Genomic DNA, 17,343 nt, shown 5'->3' on the forward strand with positions numbered 1-17,343 from the left:
CACCAGATTAGCTGACCGACGGGTAAATCAGCGCCGTGGCGTAAGCGGTCAGCCCCTCCCCTGCCCCCTCGTAGCCGAGCCCGTCCGACGTGGTGGCGGTGACCGTGATGCTGGCTCCTGCTGCCGCGGAGAGCACCGCATTGGCTTCCTCGCGGCGCCGAGAAAATTTGGGGCGTCGTGACACGAACTGAACGCAGACGTTACCGATTTCCCAGCCCGCCTCACGCACCAGTCGTGCCGCCTCGGCCAGCAGTCGGGCCCCCGACGCTCCGGCGAATTCGGGCCGGTCGGTCCCGAAATGGGTTCCGAGATCCCCGATCCCTGCTGCGGAGAACAGGGCATCGCAGGCGGCGTGGGCGACGGCGTCACCGTCCGAGTGGCCGCTCAGTCCGCGTTCGCCGGGCCATGAGAGCCCAGCTAGGCGCAGTTCGCGGGTCCCGGAGTCATCGAAGGCGTGCACGTCCACGCCGATGCCGGTCCGTGGGATGAGGGGGCTCGGGCTCATGGGTACTCCTGGAATGGGGGTTGGGGGTGACGGCTGGCCACCAGGGCTTCGGCCAAGAGGAGGTCCAGTGCCGTGGTGATTTTGAAGGCGTCGACGGATCCGGGAACGACGAAAACCTCGGCTCCGGCGACTTCCATCAGCCGTGCGTCGTCGGTGATCGCCGCGGTTTCCGTCGCGTTCAGGACGGCGGCCTCGGCATGGGCGGCTGTCAACGCCCTCGCGTCGAAGCCCTGGGGGGTCTGGATGGCGCGCAGCCCCGAGCGTTCGGGGGTGCCGGTGACCAGGTGGGCTGCGGCGAGGCCCGGTGCCGTGGCGGCTGCCGGGTCGATGGATTTGATGGTGTCGGCGACCGCAATACCCGGCACGACGGCGGTGGCTCCTGCCACCAGCGCTTCGGCGACGGTGACGAACACGTCGGCTGGGGTGAGGCAGCGGGCGGCATCGTGGACGAGTACGTGATCGACAGGTCCCAGGGCTGCCAGGCCTGCCCGAACGGAGTCGTTGCGGGAGGAACCACCCGTCGCCGTGGAGACAGTGGCTGCCGTCTTCTCGGCGATTTTCGAGCAGACGGCGTGCAGCCGCTCGTCTCCCGTCGGGAGCACCACCACCACTTCGTGGGCCACCCGGGAGGCCAGGGCTGCGTGGAGGGCATGTTCGAGCAGGGTCGTTCCGGCCACTTCGACCAGCGCCTTGGGGATCCCGTGGCCCAGTCGGGTCCCGGAACCGGCGGCCACAAGGATCAGGCCAACGCGGGGCCCGGTGGAGGGGATTTCAGTCACGCGTCCAGCTTAGCTGCGGGCAACAGAAAGGCCCGTCCACCCTGCTGGGTGGACGGGCCTTTCAAGGTGCTGCCGAACGCCGTACCGGCTGCGCCGGACGGTGGTCCTGCCCTTAGGAGGCCAGCACCTCGTCGAGGACGATTTCCGCCTTCTCCTCATCGAGCTTCTTGGCCAAGGCCAATTCGCTGATCAGGATTTGGCGCGCCTTCGCGAGCATGCGCTTTTCGCCGGCCGAAAGCCCGCGGTCGTTGTCACGACGCCACAGGTCGCGAACGACCTCTGCCACCTTGACGACATCCCCGGAGGCCAACTTCTCCAAGTTGGCCTTATAACGGCGGGACCAGTTCGTCGGTTCCTCCGTGAATTCGGCACGTAGGACGTCAAATACGTGATCCAGGCCTTCCTGATCGACGACGTCCCTGACGCCGACCAGATCTACGTTCTCTGCCGGAACCTCGATTGTCAGATCACCTTGCGCCACCTTGAGCTTGAGATACATCTTCTCTTCGCCCTTGATGGTACGCATTTTGATCTCTTCGATCTTCGCCGCACCGTGGTGAGGGTAAACAACCGTCTCGCCAACCTCAAAAACCATCTGGATAAACCCCTTTCCCACCATCAAGTTTACCATGAAATGCCACTCACCTCGGCGAGTTGCCAGTCATCGCAAGGAAAGAGGACCATAATCTGCCCTTGCCATGTGAGGGATTGATGTTATGTGCGCGCGTTCGGACGCGGTCCGCTTAAAACAGGGCAGCTTCATCCGCGGTGCGGCCAAGTCATACTTTTGCTGCGATACCGATTAGGCTGGGACCAACGCTTTTTTGCGCCCTGACGCGGGAACACTCGTCCGCAGGGGTGCGACAACACCAGAGATGAACCTTATAGAGGAGTTTGTGCCGTGATCACCGCACAGAAGTTCCGCGGCCGCCGAACCGCATCCGTTGCTGCCGTCGCCCTGTTGGCCATCGGCCTGACCGGCTGTGGTGCGGTGAACCAGCAATCAACCACCATGCATTACGCGGCCTCGGACGGCATCGTCTTCGACGTCGCCGACGTCCAGGTGCGCAACCTTCTGCTGGTCACCAACGACAAGAACGAGCCGGCGCGTGCCATCGGCAGTCTCATCAACGACACCGATCAGGCAGCCTCGCTGGAGCTGACCGTCGACGGCAAGTCGATGAAGATCAAGGTTCCGGCGAAGACCTCGCTCAAGCTCGAGGACGACGAGAACAAGACCGTCTTCCCCAGCGCCGGCGTCCAGCCCGGATCCGATGCCGACGCCACCATGAAGGTCGGCTCCAACAGCGTCCAGGAGACGGTCCCCGTGGTCAACGGAGCACTGCCCGAGTACCGCCCGTACCTGCCCGAGGGCTACAACGAGGACACGGTCAAGCACCTGGAACCCACCGCGCCGATCCTCGACAGCGAATAACCTCAGCCGCAACACTGCTGGCCGGGTCCCGACGGAATGTTTTCCGCAGGGACCCGGCCAGCAGTGTTTCACCCCATCACACCGGGGTCATCCGCTGGGAGTTCAGGACTCGAATTTGTAGCCCAGGCCGCGCACGGTCACCAGATGCACGGGTGCCCCGGGATCCGGCTCGATCTTTGAGCGCAGCCGTTTGACGTGCACATCCAAGGTCTTGGTGTCCCCGACGTAATCCGAACCCCACACCCTGTCGATCAGCTGACCGCGGGTGAGGACCCGCCCGGCATTGCGCAACAGCATCTCCAACAGTTCGAATTCCTTCAGCGGGAACGACACCGCCTCACCGTGCACGCTGACCGTATGGCGTTCCACGTCCATGCGGACCGGACCGGCCTGGACCGTGGAGGCAATCAGTTCCTCGGGTTCGCCCTGGCGGCGCAGCACCGCCCGGATCCTGGCGATCAGTTCCCGCGCCGAGTAGGGCTTGGTCACATAGTCGTCGGCACCGATTTCCAAGCCCACGACTTTGTCGATTTCCGAGTCCTTGGCCGTCAGCATGATCACCGGTACCGACGAGCGCTGGCGCAACTGCCGGCAGACCTCGGTACCGGATTGCCCGGGGAGCATGAGGTCCAGCAGGACCAGATCTGCCCCGTTGCGGTCGAACTCGATGACGGCCTCGAGCCCGTTGTCGACGACCTGAATCTCGAAGCCTTCTTTGGTCAGCAGGTATTCCAGCGGGTCGCTCAGCGACTCCTCGTCTTCGACCACCAGGATGCGGGTCAAATTGGGTCTCCTTCTGTACGTGGCCGGTGCGCGTTCGCGCCGCCGGAGGGATGGTCGGTGGCAATCTCCGTTTCCCGGGCCTGGCCCGGGTCTCGTGCTGCCCCGTGGGCGTCTTCGTGCCGTGGCATGCGCACCGTGAAGGTGGAGCCTTGCCCCGGTCGGGACCACAGGGTGACTTCGCCGCCGTGATTGGAAATAACGTGTTTGACGATACTCAAACCCAGGCCGGTACCGCCGGTCTGGCGCGATCGGGCGGCATCGACGCGGTAGAAGCGCTCAAAGATGCGTTCCTGTTCTTCGGGGGCGATCCCTGGGCCCTGATCGGTGACCGACACTTGAACGAGCCCGTCGCGTGAGCGCACGCCGACCCCGACGTTGGTCCCCTCGGGCGAATAGCGGATGGCGTTGTCGATGAGGTTGCGGAACGCGGTCATCAGCAGGTCCCGCTCCCCGAAGATCCGGTCCTGGGTGTGGCCGCCGACGGTGATCGTGATGGCCTTGCCTTCGGCGGTGAGCCGGTTGCGGTCCACGGCTTCGGCGACGATCCGGTTCACGTCCACCGGTTGGCCCTGCAGGACAACATCGGTGCCCTGCAATCGGGAGAGTTCGATGATGTCCTGCACCAGGGCCGCCAGCCGGTGGGCTTCCTTGTCGAGTCGGGTGGAAAAACGTCTCACCGCCACTTCGTCATCCGCGGCACCATCGATGGCCTCGGAGAGCAGCTGGATGGCCCCGACGGGGGTCTTCAACTCGTGGGAGACGTTGGCGACGAAGTCGTTGCGGATCGCTTCGGTACGGGTGATCTCCGTCCGGTCATCGGCCAGCAGCAGGATGTATTCCTCACCCAGCGGGGCGACCCGCACATGCACCACGATGGTTCCCTGGCCCAGCGGGCCCAAGGGCAGCTCGAACTGGCGTTCTTCGATGACCCCGTCGGAACGTACCCTGCGGGCCAGTGCCAGCAGTTCCGCGTGGACCACCGTGTGTCCGCGCACCAGGCCGTAGGCATAGGCTGCCGGGTTGGCCCGAACGACCCCGTCGATGTCGTCGACCACGACGAAGGCCCGTCCGACGACGGAGAGGATCTCCGCGGCGCCGTCGGGCAATGTCGGCTCTCCGACGTCGGTGACGGCCTCGCGCTGAAGCTGGCTGTAACGGTAGGCCAACAGCCCTACAACGCCCAGCGCCAGCCCCACGAGCCCGGCGACCACTATGACCAGTGCATCATCCACGGTTCCAGCCTAGCCGTGCCACTGATTGGTTCCTGTCTGCTTCGGTGGGCTCGGGCAGCCATTCACCGAATGTTCATACGCGAAGGCCCGGAGGTTAACGTTGGGGTGGCAGTCTTGATGACTACAGTGCCCGTCCCCTGCCTGAACGTGGGGGAACACCATGATGAAAGGACACCCTCATGCGCAAGGTCTTCCAGGCGGAACTCCTAACGATCGGCGAGGAACTGACCCAGATGGCCGGACTCGTGGCGGATGCCATGGAACGCGCCCACACCGCGTATGCGGAGGCGGATACGGAGGTGGCCCAGGAGGTGATTGCCGCCGACGCGCGGGTGGACTTCATGCAGACACAGCTCGATGAGCGGGCCATCGACGTCTTGGCCCTGCAGGGTCCGGTGGCTTCGGATCTGCGCATGATCGTCGGGTCGCTGCGGATGAGCGCCTCCCTGGAACGGATGGGCGATCTGGCCCGTCATATCGCCCAGCTCGCTCGACTCCGTTTTCCGGTCACCGTGGCACCGGCATCGGTGGCCCCCGTCTTCGCGGAAATGGCCGGGCTCGACGTCCAGATTGCCCGGAAGCTGATCACCTTGCTCGAAACACGGGATCTGGAAATCGCCCGGGAAATTGTTGCGCTCAATGCCCGGATCGACGATCTGCACGCCAGCGTCTTCAAGACGGTGGCCGGCCCTGACTGGAACGAATCGGGGCCCCGCACCGCCGATGTGACCCTGACCAGTCGTTATCTGGAACGGTATGGCGACCACGGGGTCTCGGTGGCCCGCAAGGTCAACTACCTGGTCACCGGTGAATGGGAGCCCGGCAGCGGGGCGCTTTAACCCACCCCTGACACGACCGGGGCCGGTCCGCGTAGCAACGCGGACCGGCCCCGGTCTTTTTCTGCAGCTCGTTCAAGGGACGGCTATTTGCGGCCCTGGTTCGCGACGGCCTGAATGGCGTCGGCAGCGGCGGCGGCGTCCAGGTAGCGGCCGCCGGGGGTCACCGGCTTGAAGTCCTCATCCAGTTCGTAGACCAGCGGGATGCCCGTGGGGATGTTCAACCCGGCGATATCCTCATCCGAAATACCGTCCAGGTGTTTGACCATGGCCCGCAGCGAGTTGCCGTGCGCGGTGACCAAAACCGTCTTGCCAGCCTCCAGATCGGGACGAATGGCACCCTCCCAGTAGGGCAGCATCCGTTCGAGCACGTCCTTGAGGCATTCGGTACGCGGCGCCTCATTGCCGAGGTCGGCGTAGCGGGGGTCCCCGATTTGGGAGAACTCCGAGTCATCGTCCAACGGCGGCGGCGGCGTGTCGTAGGAGCGGCGCCATTTCATGAACTGCTCCTCGCCGTACTCGGCCAGGGTCTGGGCCTTGTCCTTGCCCTGCAGCGCGCCGTAGTGGCGCTCGTTCAGGCGCCAGTCACGACGGACCGGCAGCCAGGAGAGATCGGCGGCTTCGAGGGCAAGGTTGGCCGTGATGATCGCGCGCTTGAGCAGCGAGGTATGCAGCACGTCAGGGGTGAGACCTGCTTCGGTGAGGAGCTCACCCCCGCGGATGGCCTCCGTGCGGCCCTTCTCGGTCAGCGGCACGTCGTACCAGCCGGTGAAGAGGTTCTTTTCGTTCCATTCGCTCTGCCCGTGGCGGAGCAGGATCAGGGTGTGCGTCATGGTCCCATCCTATCGGGCGTGAAGTCGGTTACTTTCACCGGTATCTGGTCATGAAGGACCCTTCCGGAGGTTTATATTTTTTTCGTGGTGCAAAAGTCTCGAAGGCTCAGCGGCCGGCACCAGGCCGGACGCCCCTTGGGCAACCCCACCCGCGGGACGACGAGTCCGAACAGGATGCGCCGGGTGGATCGTTGGATGACCGGAACCCAGAACTTCAGGCTCCGCCCCGATGTCACCGGGGCACCACCGATCTGCGTGGATTTGGGGTACGGGGCTTCACCGCGCACCGCTGTCGAGTATTTCCAGCGTCTGCGTGTCGTGAACCCGCGGGTGGCCGTCGTCGGACTGGAAATCGATCCCGGCAGGGTTCTGGCAGCGAAGCTCCTGGAGGTCGAGGGCCTGTCCTTCACCGTCGGAGGTTTCGAGATCCCCACGGACCGCAATCCCCTCCTGATCCGGGCCTTCAACGTCTTGCGCCAATATAACGAAGAGGATGTGGCGGCGATCTGGTCCTCGTTGGCCGCCCGCCTGGACCCTGCGGGTCTGCTCATCGAGGGGACCTGCGATGAAATCGGCCGGGTCAGCACCTGGGTGGGGGTCTCCCCCGAGGGCCCACTGACCTTGAGCATCTCGATCCGCTTCGGCGCCGTTCAACGACCCAGCGAGGTTGCCGAACGGCTACCGAAGGCGCTGATCCACCGCAACCATCCCGGCGAACGGGTCCACGATTTCTTGGCGGCCGCCGATGCTGCGTGGCTGGCGGCAGCCCCCTTGGCCACCTTCGGGCAGCGGCAGCGCTGGATGGCCATGTGCCGGGCCTTGCGGGCCGCGGGGTGGCCGGTCCGTGATGGGCCCTCACGGTGGCGTTTGGGCGAATTGACCGTGGATTGGGCGTGCGTGGCCCCGCGGACGGGGTCGCTGGCTCTCTAGGAGCCGGGGCCTAGTAGTTGTAGTACCCCGGGGTGCCCTTGCCACCAACGGCGGGCCGGACATCGGCGAGGTAGACGCAGCTGACGCAGGCGGCGATCAGTTGCAGGAATCCTGCACCACCGCCGGCGAGGAAACTGAAGACGCAGAAGACGGCGGCCACGCCGGTGAGCCCCATCCAGAAACCCTTGGTCCGCTTATTCTCACGCTGGTAGTTCTGCGCCGGACGGCGGGCGGCATCGATGAAGGCCCAGAGGCCGAGCACGAGCGCGACCAGGCTCAGGGCCTTGAAGAGGTAGATCTCAAACAACAATGCGGTAACCACATCCGACAGTCTAGGCGACCGGAGCCCGATCAGTCTTTAGCGTGTGCTCTCCAGCGCGGCGCGCAGATCGTTCCACAGATCCTCGACGTTCTCGATCCCCGCACTGAGCCGAATCAGATGCTCCGGAACGGATTCCGGTTCCCCCGGATGGCGCCGCCGGCGTTCGGCCAGGGATTCGACGCCGCCCAGGCTCGTGGCAGGGGTCCACAACCGCAGTGCCGCCAGGACCGCTTCGGCGGCTACCTCTCCCCCGGCCACGGTGATGCACAGGATGGAACCGAATCCTTCCATCTGGGCCGCCGCCCGGGCGTGCCCGGGGTCCGTTGCCAACCCGGGGTACCTGACGGCTTCCACGGCGGGGTGGGCGTCCAGCCGGCGGGCCAGTTCACCGGCGTTGGCCTGGGCCCGTTCGACGCGCAGCGCCATGGTCCGCAATCCGCGCAGCGTCAACCAGGTTTCGAAGGGCCCAGCGATCGCCCCATGGAGCGACCGGTAGGCGTGGAGCTTGTCCCGCAGCTCGGCATCGCCGGTGAGGATCGCCCCCAGAACGACGTCGGAATGCCCGCCCATGTATTTGGTCGCCGAATGCACCACGACGTCGGCACCGAGTTCCAGCGGGCGCTGCAAGAGGGGTGTGGAGAAGGTGTTGTCCACGACGCACAGCACCGAGGCGGCACGGGCACCGGCGGCCAGTGCCGCCACATCGGCGACCTCGAGCATCGGGTTGGTGGGGCTTTCGAGCCAGAGCATATCGGCGCCGTCGAGCAGGGCCAGGGTGGCCTCGGTGTCAGCAATATCGGCCAGACGCACCTGGATTCCGATGCGGGACTGCAGGTCGGCCACCAACGAAAGGGAGCCGTTGTAGCTATGCCGGGGGATGACGATGGTCCCGTTCTGGGGCAGCAACGACATGGCCGCGGCCACCGCAGCCATCCCCGAGGCGAAGACCAACCCGGGCAGCGGGGAGGACTCCAGTTGGGCCAAGGCCTCTTCCAGGGGGTCCCAGGTCGGGTTGGAGAATCGTCCGTAGGTTCGCTCCCCCTGCCCCGGGGTGCCGGTGCCCACGAAGGTGGAAGAGAGCACGATCGGTGGATTCACGGGGGCATCGGGCTCGCGCGCGGGTCGTCCTGCGGCAACGACGACGGTATCCGGGGCAAGATCGTGCGGGTGTGAAGAGGACATGTCAGCATCGTAGACCGCCGCGTCGGGCAGCCTCGAAGTCGCGACCGCGTATTACCGGCCCGGGGCCGATAGGCTTACCGGGTGAATGAAATGCAGCGCGCGCCCGGGGCCCTGTTCGTCGTCTTCGAAGGCGGCGATGGTGCCGGCAAATCCACCCAGGCTGCCCTGTTGGCCCGTCGGCTCCAGGACGCTGGACGCGAGGTCCTCCGCACCCGCGAACCCGGAGGCACCGTCATCGGTGAGGAACTGCGCTCCCTGGTGCTCGACCACGGCCGCGGCCAGGTCGATGCCCGCACCGAAGCCTTGATGTTCGCCGCGGCCCGTGCCGCCCATGTCGAGCAGCTCATCCTTCCGGCGCTGGCCCGCGGGACCACCATCATTTGCGATCGCTTCATTGATTCCTCGGTCGCCTACCAAGGGGTGGGACGCGGACTGGGGACCGAGGAAGTGCTGCGGCTGAACCGTTGGGCCACGGACGGACTCCGCCCCGATCTGACCATCCTGCTCGACGTCGACCCACTTTCTGGTCGGCTCCGTCGCACGCAGGGCCACGGGGCCGAGGACCGGCTCGAATCCGAGCCCGACGATTTCCATGCCCGCATCCGGCAGGCCTTCCTGGACCGCGCGAGGAACGACGACGGCACCTATCTGGTGCTTGATGCTTCCCTGGAAGTTGAGGACCTGGAAGCCCGGATTGCCTCCGCCGTGGAGACCGCGATCCAGGCCGCCGGGGCCTCCTCATGAGCGCCGCCGTCGAGCTGACCGGGGTCTGGGCCGACCTGCCGGGTCAGGACGCGGCCATCGACGCCCTCCAACGGGCAGCCACCCTGGGTGCTCCCGCGCATGCCTGGCTGTTCACGGGCCCCCCGGGGTCGGGTCGTTCGAATGCTGCCCGCGCCTTTGCCGCTGCCCTGCAATGCGATGCCCCCGATCCGCAGGACCGCGGCTGCGGGCAGTGCCATGCCTGCCGCACCGTCATGGCGGGAACCCACCCCGACGTCTCATTGATCGCCACCGAGAAGGTCACCTACCAGATCGTGGATGTCCGTGAGCTGATCACCCGGGCCCAGGACCGGCCATCGGCCGGTAAATGGCGGGTCATCATCGTCGAGGACGCCGACCGGATGACCGAGCGGACCACCAACGTCCTGCTCAAGTCGATCGAGGAGCCCCCACCGCATACCGTCTGGATCCTGTGCGCCCCGAGCCCGGCAGACGTGTTGGTGACGATCCGTTCGCGTTGCCGGCCCATCTCCCTCGGGGTTCCCTCCCGTGAGGCGGTGGCCGAACTGCTGGTCCGCCGCGACGGGCTGACGGCCGAACAAGCCGATTTCGCCGCCCGGGTATCCCAAAGCCATATCGGCATTGCCCGTCGGCTGGCCCGCGACGAGGGAGCCCGTCTCCGGCGGGATCGGACGGTGAAGCTGCCCCTGCGCCTCCAGTCGGTGTCCGATGCGGTGGTTGCTGCCGGAGATCTGGTCAAGCTCTCCACCGAGGAGTCCACCGCCTCGGCGGAGGCCCGTGCGACGGCCGATACCGCCGCTCTCCGCGAATCCCTGGGTTTGGACTCCGATTCCCCGATCCCACCGCAGCTGCGCAGCCAATTCAAGGCACTTGAGGAACTCAATAAACGTCGGGCCAAACGCGGTGTCAACGACTCGCTGGACCGGGCATTGATTGACCTGACCACGTTCTACCGTGACGTGCTGACCTTGCAGCTGGCCACCGGCAGCGAGCTGGTCAATGACTATCTGGCTCGCGAACTCGCCACGGTGGCCCACCGCACCACAGCAGAACAAACGTTGGCCCGGATCGACTACATTTCCGAAGCCCGCCGACGCATCACCGCCAACGTCCAACCATTGCTGGCCATGGAGGCCATGATGGCCGGGCTACTGCCGGCTAGGAACCAAGGAGACACCACCGCATGATCCCCCTCCGACGACGGCTGCGCTGGGCGGCCGCTGCGGCCGCCTCGTTAGTGCTCCTGACCGCCTGCAGCGGCCAACCCTCCGATGATGCGGGGGCACCGGCATCAGAGGCCCCCATGCCTTCGGCTCCCGCGGACCTGGCGAAGTACTATTCCCAGAGCGTGGAGTGGACGAGCTGTTCAACACAGTTCGAATGCGCCGAGGTGAAGGTCCCGTTGGACTACGAACAACCGGAGAAGAAATCCATCGATCTCTCCGTCATCAAACTCGGCGCCAGCAAGAAGAAGCAGGGAACCCTCTTGGTCAATCCCGGCGGCCCCGGAGGTTCGGGCGTCGACCTGGTCAGGGATGCCGGGACACTGGTTTTCTCCGATGATCTGCGCTCCGGCTATGACCTGCTGGGCTTCGATCCCCGGGGGGTCAGCCGGTCGGCGCCGGTGAGCTGCCGGACCGACGCCCAGCGCGACGCCGACCGCACCCGGGACATCGATCCCGACACGAAGGCCGGGTTGAAGAAGCTCGAGCAGGAGGGCAAAGACTACGCCGCAGAGTGTGCCGAACGCTCCGGTGCCTCCCTGGGCCATGTCGACACGGTGAGTTCCGCGAAGGACATGGACATCCTTCGGGCCGTCAGTGACGCCCCGCGGCTGGATTATTTGGGCTTCTCCTACGGCACGAAGCTCGGCGCCACCTATGCCGACCTGTTCCCCTCCCACATCGGACACATGGTGCTCGATGGGGCGATGGACCCTTCTCTGAGCAACGAGGACGTCACCTTGGGCCAGGCCGAAGGCTTCGAGAAGGCAATCACCGACTATCTCGAGGATTGCCTCCAAAGCCAGGACTGCCCCTTCGACGGTGACGTCGATCAGGCCCGCGATCAGCTCCGGGATCTCTTCGACTCCGTTGAACAGGCCCCGCTGACCGCCGAGGACGGCCGAGAGGTCGGCATCACCGACTTCGTCAGTGGATTCCTGATGGCCTTCTACGACGACGGTTACTGGCCGCAGCTGACCGACGCGCTGAACGCGGCCTTTGCCGGGAACCCCACGCCGATGCTCGAGTTGGCGGATATGAGCGCCAACCGCAACGAGGACGGCTCCTATAACGACAATGCCGAGGCCGCGTTCACGGCGATCAACTGCCTGGATTATCAGGTGGATACGAGCCTCGATGGACAACGTCAAGACGAGAAAAAACTCGAGAAGGCATCCCCGACGATCGGCAAGTATCTGGCCTTCGAAGGGCTGGCCTGCAAGGACTGGAAGTTCAAACCCACCGGTCAGCCGGCCCCGGTCTCGGCACCCGGTGCTGCCCCGATCGTCATCATCGGCACCACCGGCGACCCGGCGACCCCCTACCCCTGGTCCCAGGCCCTGAATCAGCAGCTCGAGTCCTCGGTGCTGGTGACCTTCGACGGTCGCGGGCACACCGCCTATGGGCGGAGCAACGAATGCATCGGCAACGCCGTCGACGACTATTTCCTGGACTCGACCGTTCCGAAGGACGGGTTGAAGTGCTAGGGATGGGCTCGGCGACAGCACCCGTTTTGACCGCTGGTGAAATGCTCCTATAAACTATCGGCTGGTGGCCCCTGAGGTCGCCGTGCCTCCTTAGCTCAGTTGGTAGAGCGTTTCACTCGTAATGAAAAGGTCGCCAGTTCGATTCTGGCAGGGGGCTCCACCACGAAGAAACGCCATTTCCCGTGAACACACAAGGAAATGGCGTTTTTTCGTGCGCTTGATGACCGCACGAATCCCCTGAGCCCTGCCTAGTTCATGGGGCGGTAGGTGGTGCCGTCCTCGTGGAGTTCGAAGATTTTCGGTGCATCCTTCTCGCTGGCCACGGCCTCCATGAACATCCTGCCCAAGTTGCCGGTGAGCGAGACGATGTATTGCCGTTCCCGGCCCAGATGGTCGAACACGGTACACATCATGTCCTTGGCGATACCGTGTTTGCGGTACTCGGGGTCGACGATGAAGTCGCCCAGATAGGTCAGTCGGGAATCCTCTTCCCAGCTCCGGTAGCTGGCTTCCCCGACGTTCGTACCGTCTTCGGTGAAAGCCGCTAACCAGCCCGATGATGCTGTTGGTGGGTCGCCGACCCAGCGGATGCTGATGTTCGTCATCCCTACATCGTGGCAGGTTATGGCATCTGCGCAAGAGCATGGGCCATGATGCTGGCGGTCCGGGCCCGCGCTCCTTGGTGTTCCAGCATCACGGTCCGCCCCTAGGCACAGGCCGGGTTCACGTCTGGCGAGTGCTTCCTGATGCGTTACCGTTCACAGCTGTCCCGTGAGAAGAACGATGTGAAGATCTGCTGGGGATGCGACGACTCCAAGGGCCCCATCCTCCTCGGCGCGAGTAACCACCGGCTCGCGGCACGAAGCACCCAACGATCGTCGCGTTTCACCCCGCTGGTGTTCTTTGATGGGATCGCGCCCTGCCTCCATCACCGCCCTGCGGATCGGGGAATCCAGAAGCATCCGGTCCACTGGATTTTCCGTCACGTGCACCCGCCAGGCGTTCGTCCTTGAGCGTTTCTGCTTCCTCGTGAGCGACACGGGCCAGCTCCCCACCGACCATGGCGAGGGCCTCCTCGACGACGTAGGCCCTGCCCCGGGCCTTATCCGACGCTGATGAGGTAGCCCCTCGGGCACCGGCGTCGCTGACATTCTCTGATGCACCTCGTCGGGAGTTTTTCAGATGCTTCTTGCGAGCACGGCGGACTTCAAGACCCACAAATACCGTTCCATGCGCCCCTGCTGCCACCAACCGTTGGCATCGAAAAGGGCACCCCCTCAAACATCATGGGCCGTGGACTGCCCCGGCCTTTCGGCGCCGGCAATGGTGAGTTGAAACACCTTTCAAAAAATCGATTGGCTTTGAGCCCGATGTTGGCCTAATATGTCGCTTCCCACCACACGAATTACCAGGAGTACCCGCATGGCTGTCGACTACGACGAAGTCCGCCCCGATGTCGCTGAACGAAGCGAAGAAACCCTCAAGCAGGTCAAGGCGATGGACGCGCCGAACCAGAAGACTGCCGTCGAGCAATTGGACGAGGATGAGCCGCTGGATGGCGGCGAATTGCCCGGAGCCATCATTGACGACGAGCTCGTTGTCCAGGTCCGGCCACAGGGTCAGGACGAATTCACCTGCGGTGAGTGCTTCCTGGTGCGCTACCGCTCACAGCTCTCCCGCGAAAAGAACGGCGTGAAGATTTGCCGCGAATGCGACGGCTGATCACCACCGACTAGTCATTGCCTTGCACAGCGAAGGACCCGTCACCTAGCGGTGACGGGTCCTTCGCTGTATCGGGGGTGAATCCGACGGCTTACTCGAAGTCACTAACTGCGGGGTCCGGGCCGATGCGCCCTTCCTCCCCGCGATCCAATCCGTTGATCGCTGCGATGTCCTCGTCATCCAGCGTCACACCCAGGGACTCCCAGTTCTCCACGATCCGGGCGGGGGTCTCCGACTTGGGGATCACCACGAGCCCGAGCGCCAGATGCCAGGCAATGACGACCTGGGCGGGGGTGGCGCCATGCTTGGCGGCGATATCGGTCAGCACCTGGTTCCCGAGCAGCTCCGAGCCCTGACCCAGCGGGGACCATGACTGGTGGAGGATGCCCCGGGAGGCCTCGTACTCGCGCAGGGCGGTCTGCGGGAAGAACGGGTGGGTTTCCACCTGGTGGATGGCCGGAACGATCCCGGTGGCTTCCTCAAGCTCTGCCAGTGCCTCGGCGGTGAAGTTGCAGACGCCGATGGAACCCACGCGGCCGGACTTCTGCAGTTCGATCAGCGCCTTCCACGTTTCCACGTGCTTGCCCTGTTTCGGCTGCAGCCAGTGGATGAGGAAGAGGTCGATGAACTCCATCCCCATCCGTTCCATGGACGCGTCGAAGGCGTCGAGGGTCTGCTGGTAGCCCTGGTCTGCATTCCAGACCTTGGTGGTAACGAACAGGTCTGACCGTTCGAGGCCCGAGGCGGCAACGGCGCGGCCCACGCCTGCTTCGTTCCCGTAGATCCGTGCGGTGTCCACGTGACGGTATCCGGCGTCGAAGGCCAAGGAAACGACCTTCTCGGCGACGTCATCCTTCACCTTCCAGACTCCGTAGCCGAGCTGGGGGATGGTCCTGCCATCGTTGAACGTCAGTTGAGGTGATTCGTAGGTGGTCATCCAGCTATCCTGCCACCGCCCTCGGTGTACGAAGGAAGCCGATGCCCGCTCTCCGCGTTCGGCGAACGCCCCGCGTTCAGCCCGCGTCGGCGAGCGCTTGTTCGGCGAGGCGGACCCCGTCGACGACCAGATCGGCGCGGAAGGCCACATTCTCCAGCCCCGCCGAGTTATACCCCCAGCGTTCCCCATCCAGCCGAGACATCGCGGCTGCTTGTGCCGCTGCGGCCAGATCGTTGGCCGCCTTGGACAGGGCCCGGTGAACCGCCGCGTGGCTTCCCGGAATATCTTGCCCGCTGCTGGGCCGTTGGGCTTGCGCTGCCATGCACACGGCGCGCACCCGTGGCTGCAGCTCGGCCAGGTGGTTGGCAATCATCACCAAAGCGTTGTGCAGGTCATCGGCTTCGATCCCCTCGAGGACCTGGTGGAACCGGTCCAGTCCACGCCCGAAACGGTCGTTGGCCCGACGCCAGACACCATCGCCCAAATCTTTGTCGTCGCGGCGGGCACCGCGCATCCGTGAAACCCACCCCATGTTCAGAGGTACTGTCCCGGTCCGCCGTCGTTGTCCTCGGCTGGCGCCCTGTCCGGGGCAGGCCGGCCCGGCGCCACCCGTTCGGGCTCTCCCCGGTCGTTGATCACGATGCCGGGGGCCACCGGGGTCCCCGGAGGCAGTTCACGTAACTGGATCCGCCGGGCCAACTGTTCGCTGGCCAGCTGCTGGGCGGCAAGCGCCGTCTGGATTCCGTGGAAAACACCTTCCAGCCAGCCGACCAGTTGGGCCTGGGCGATCCGCAATTCGGCTTCGGAGGGGGTCTGGTCCTCGGTGAAGGGCAACCTGATCCGGCGCAGCTCCCCGACCAGTTCCGGGGAGAGTCCGGATTCGAGTTCGGAGACCGAACGTTCGTGGATATCCGCCAAGGTGGCCCTGGCCCCGTCGTCGAGCGGGGCCGTCCTGACCTCTTCGAGGAGTTGCTTGATCATCGAACCGATGCGCATGACCTTCGCCGGTTCTTCAACCAACCCCTGGATCCTGAAGGGTGACGGGGCAGCGTCGGCCCCGGCCCCGTCGCCCGGGAGGGCCGGCGACTGCGGCTTATCGTGTTCGTTCATGCTTCCATCTTGCCATGATGCGGGCCGGCCCGCCCCGGCCCCTCGCATCGCTTTAGCTGGTCAGCAGGATCTTGCCGCGGTGTTCGCCGGAGTCGAAGTAGTCGTGCGCGGCAGCTGCTTCGGCCAAGGGGAAGGTCTTCTCCACCACCGGGCGGACCGTCCCTGCCTCCACAGCGGGCCAGACCCCGGCGCGTACCCCGTCGACGACCCGGCCCTTGGCCTCGAGGCTGCGGGCGCGCAAGGTGGTCCCGATGACGCGCAGTCGCCGGGTCATCAGCCGGGCCAGGCTGATCTCGGCTTTCGCACCACCCTGCAGGGCGATGATCACCAACCGGCCATCGGGGGCGAGCACTTCCAGGTTCTGTTTCAGGTATTTCGCCCCCATGATGTCCAGGACGACGTCGGCCCCGTGTCCAGCGCTGATGGCCCGCATCCGTTCAACGAAATCTTCCTCGCGGTAGTTGATCCCGTCCACGGCACCGAATCCACGGCAATATTCGATCTTCTCGTCGCTACCGGCAGTGACGACCACCCGGGCACCGTAGGCGGTGGCCAATTGCGTGGCCATCGTCCCGATGCCTCCGGCCCCACCGTGGATCAAGGCCCACTCCCCCGCGGACAGCCCGGCCTCCATGAAGAGGTTCGACCACACGGTGCTGGCCACCTCCGGAAGAGCCGCGGCTTCGACCAATCCCACGCCCCGCGGGACCGGGAGGACCTGCACGGCAGCAACCGCAACATATTCGGCGTATCCGCCACCGGCGAGCAGCGCACAGACCGGCTCATCGTCGTCGTACCCGTTGACACCGGGACCACAGGCGGCGATGGTTCCCGAGACCTCGAGACCGGGGACATCGGAGGCCCCTTCGGGTGGTGGATAGTTTCCCTGACGTTGGGCCACGTCGGCGCGGTTCAGTCCTGCCGCTGCCACCCGAATGAGGACTTCTCCGGGCCCGGGTACCGGGACCGGGCGCTCGGCGATGCGGATGACCTCACTGCCTCCTGGCCCGGAATACTCCACGGCGCGCATGGTGGTGGGCAGATCGGCTGCGGTGTTCGGGCTCAAAACAAGGGTCCCTTCAATCACGAAAAACGGCGTCCACCACCGAGCCTATCGCCCACGGTTTTCCTGCCCGGGGCTGCTCGCGTATAGTTCTCGTGTCTGGAAGGTTGTCCGAGCGGCCTATGGAGCTGGTCTTGAAAACCAGTGTGCGGTAACCCCGCACCAAGGGTTCAAATCCCTTACCTTCCGCGTTCAGACAGGGAAGCGGGTCCATCACGGG

Annotated in this window: 20 protein-coding genes and 2 tRNA genes; 9 read left to right on the top strand and 13 right to left on the bottom strand. The window is 65.1% G+C overall.

Annotated elements, in window-relative coordinates; translation table 11 throughout:
* Positions 1-7: 7 nt before the first annotated feature.
* The 3 genes from ispF to CIK75_RS15075 all read right to left on the bottom strand — a co-directional run bounded on the left by ispF (position 8) and on the right by CIK75_RS15075 (position 1,879).
* Positions 8-505, bottom strand: coding sequence for a 2-C-methyl-D-erythritol 2,4-cyclodiphosphate synthase (gene ispF, locus CIK75_RS15065; RefSeq protein WP_096224573.1), 498 nt, complete (start codon positions 503-505; stop codon positions 8-10).
* Positions 502-1,284, bottom strand: a complete 783-nt coding sequence (ispD, locus tag CIK75_RS15070; RefSeq protein ID WP_241895497.1) for a 2-C-methyl-D-erythritol 4-phosphate cytidylyltransferase — start codon at positions 1,282-1,284, stop codon at positions 502-504. The genes ispF and ispD overlap by 4 nt, the downstream gene beginning before the upstream one ends.
* Before the next feature lie 112 nt (positions 1,285-1,396).
* On the bottom strand, positions 1,397-1,879 hold the full coding sequence (locus tag CIK75_RS15075; protein WP_086995109.1) for a CarD family transcriptional regulator: 483 nt from the start codon (positions 1,877-1,879) through the stop codon (positions 1,397-1,399).
* A gap of 306 nt (positions 1,880-2,185) precedes the next feature.
* On the opposite strand from CIK75_RS15075, the gene CIK75_RS15080 reads away from it, so the two are divergent.
* Complete coding sequence (locus CIK75_RS15080; protein ID WP_086995017.1) at positions 2,186-2,719, top strand: hypothetical protein; 534 nt, start codon at positions 2,186-2,188, stop codon at positions 2,717-2,719.
* 102 nt (positions 2,720-2,821) lie between these two features.
* Here CIK75_RS15080 and CIK75_RS15085 read toward each other — a convergent pair whose 3' ends face one another.
* The gene (locus tag CIK75_RS15085) at positions 2,822-3,502 is read right to left on the bottom strand and encodes a response regulator transcription factor (RefSeq protein ID WP_096224574.1); all 681 of its coding nucleotides are present in this window, start codon (positions 3,500-3,502) and stop codon (positions 2,822-2,824) included.
* Positions 3,499-4,734, bottom strand: coding sequence for an ATP-binding protein (locus tag CIK75_RS15090; RefSeq protein ID WP_096224575.1), 1,236 nt, complete (start codon positions 4,732-4,734; stop codon positions 3,499-3,501). The genes CIK75_RS15085 and CIK75_RS15090 overlap by 4 nt, the downstream gene beginning before the upstream one ends.
* Before the next feature lie 179 nt (positions 4,735-4,913).
* Between CIK75_RS15090 and phoU the strand changes: the two genes are divergently transcribed.
* Complete coding sequence (phoU, locus tag CIK75_RS15095) at positions 4,914-5,573, top strand: phosphate signaling complex protein PhoU (protein ID WP_086995025.1); 660 nt, start codon at positions 4,914-4,916, stop codon at positions 5,571-5,573.
* Between the two features lie 83 nt (positions 5,574-5,656).
* Here phoU and CIK75_RS15100 read toward each other — a convergent pair whose 3' ends face one another.
* Complete coding sequence (locus CIK75_RS15100; RefSeq protein WP_086995028.1) at positions 5,657-6,403, bottom strand: phosphoglyceromutase; 747 nt, start codon at positions 6,401-6,403, stop codon at positions 5,657-5,659.
* Positions 6,404-6,487: 84 nt separating this feature from the next.
* On the opposite strand from CIK75_RS15100, the gene CIK75_RS15105 reads away from it, so the two are divergent.
* Positions 6,488-7,333: a class I SAM-dependent methyltransferase gene (locus CIK75_RS15105; RefSeq protein WP_179204208.1), complete on the top strand. Its 846-nt coding sequence runs from the start codon at positions 6,488-6,490 to the stop codon at positions 7,331-7,333.
* A 10-nt stretch (positions 7,334-7,343) separates the two neighbouring features.
* On the opposite strand, the gene CIK75_RS15110 is transcribed toward CIK75_RS15105, so the two are convergent.
* Both CIK75_RS15110 and CIK75_RS15115 read right to left on the bottom strand, forming a co-directional pair.
* Positions 7,344-7,655: a DUF2516 family protein gene (locus CIK75_RS15110; protein WP_086995031.1), complete on the bottom strand. Its 312-nt coding sequence runs from the start codon at positions 7,653-7,655 to the stop codon at positions 7,344-7,346.
* Positions 7,656-7,691: 36 nt separating this feature from the next.
* Positions 7,692-8,837 (bottom strand): PLP-dependent transferase, encoded by a 1,146-nt coding sequence (locus CIK75_RS15115; RefSeq protein WP_086995034.1) that lies wholly within the window; start codon positions 8,835-8,837, stop codon positions 7,692-7,694.
* Between the two features lie 90 nt (positions 8,838-8,927).
* On the opposite strand from CIK75_RS15115, the gene tmk reads away from it, so the two are divergent.
* The 4 genes from tmk to CIK75_RS15135 all read left to right on the top strand — a co-directional run bounded on the left by tmk (position 8,928) and on the right by CIK75_RS15135 (position 12,451).
* Positions 8,928-9,581 (top strand): dTMP kinase, encoded by a 654-nt coding sequence (tmk, locus tag CIK75_RS15120; protein ID WP_086995037.1) that lies wholly within the window; start codon positions 8,928-8,930, stop codon positions 9,579-9,581.
* Complete coding sequence (locus tag CIK75_RS15125) at positions 9,578-10,768, top strand: DNA polymerase III subunit delta' (RefSeq protein ID WP_086995039.1); 1,191 nt, start codon at positions 9,578-9,580, stop codon at positions 10,766-10,768. The genes tmk and CIK75_RS15125 overlap by 4 nt, the downstream gene beginning before the upstream one ends.
* Positions 10,765-12,291 (top strand): alpha/beta hydrolase, encoded by a 1,527-nt coding sequence (locus CIK75_RS15130; protein ID WP_096224576.1) that lies wholly within the window; start codon positions 10,765-10,767, stop codon positions 12,289-12,291. The genes CIK75_RS15125 and CIK75_RS15130 overlap by 4 nt, the downstream gene beginning before the upstream one ends.
* Positions 12,292-12,375: 84 nt before the next feature.
* Positions 12,376-12,451, top strand: a tRNA-Thr gene (locus CIK75_RS15135).
* An 88-nt stretch (positions 12,452-12,539) separates the two neighbouring features.
* Here the strand turns inward: CIK75_RS15135 and CIK75_RS15140 are convergent.
* Positions 12,540-12,896: a GNAT family N-acetyltransferase gene (locus CIK75_RS15140; protein WP_086995045.1), complete on the bottom strand. Its 357-nt coding sequence runs from the start codon at positions 12,894-12,896 to the stop codon at positions 12,540-12,542.
* Positions 12,897-13,713: 817 nt separating this feature from the next.
* Between CIK75_RS15140 and CIK75_RS15150 the strand changes: the two genes are divergently transcribed.
* A complete protein-coding gene (locus CIK75_RS15150) occupies positions 13,714-14,013 on the top strand; it encodes a DUF4193 family protein (protein ID WP_086995050.1) in 300 nt (99 codons plus the stop codon).
* A 91-nt stretch (positions 14,014-14,104) separates the two neighbouring features.
* Here CIK75_RS15150 and CIK75_RS15155 read toward each other — a convergent pair whose 3' ends face one another.
* From CIK75_RS15155 to CIK75_RS15170, 4 genes are all read right to left on the bottom strand, one after another.
* Positions 14,105-14,950 (bottom strand): aldo/keto reductase, encoded by an 846-nt coding sequence (locus tag CIK75_RS15155; protein ID WP_086995052.1) that lies wholly within the window; start codon positions 14,948-14,950, stop codon positions 14,105-14,107.
* A 76-nt stretch (positions 14,951-15,026) separates the two neighbouring features.
* Positions 15,027-15,482 carry a hypothetical protein gene (locus CIK75_RS15160; protein WP_086995055.1) on the bottom strand — a complete coding sequence of 152 codons (456 nt, stop codon included), beginning with the start codon at positions 15,480-15,482 and terminating at the stop codon, positions 15,027-15,029.
* Between the two features lie 2 nt (positions 15,483-15,484).
* Positions 15,485-16,060 (bottom strand): bacterial proteasome activator family protein, encoded by a 576-nt coding sequence (locus tag CIK75_RS15165; RefSeq protein ID WP_096224577.1) that lies wholly within the window; start codon positions 16,058-16,060, stop codon positions 15,485-15,487.
* Positions 16,061-16,112: 52 nt separating this feature from the next.
* A complete protein-coding gene (locus tag CIK75_RS15170) occupies positions 16,113-17,090 on the bottom strand; it encodes an NAD(P)H-quinone oxidoreductase (RefSeq protein WP_096224586.1) in 978 nt (325 codons plus the stop codon).
* A gap of 134 nt (positions 17,091-17,224) precedes the next feature.
* Between CIK75_RS15170 and CIK75_RS15175 the strand changes: the two genes are divergently transcribed.
* Positions 17,225-17,312: transfer RNA gene (locus CIK75_RS15175), tRNA-Ser, on the top strand.
* Positions 17,313-17,343: the final 31 nt, after the last annotated feature.

This window comes from Glutamicibacter sp. BW78 (assembly GCF_002332245.1).
GTDB lineage: Bacteria > Actinomycetota > Actinomycetes > Actinomycetales > Micrococcaceae > Arthrobacter_H > Arthrobacter_H rhombi_A.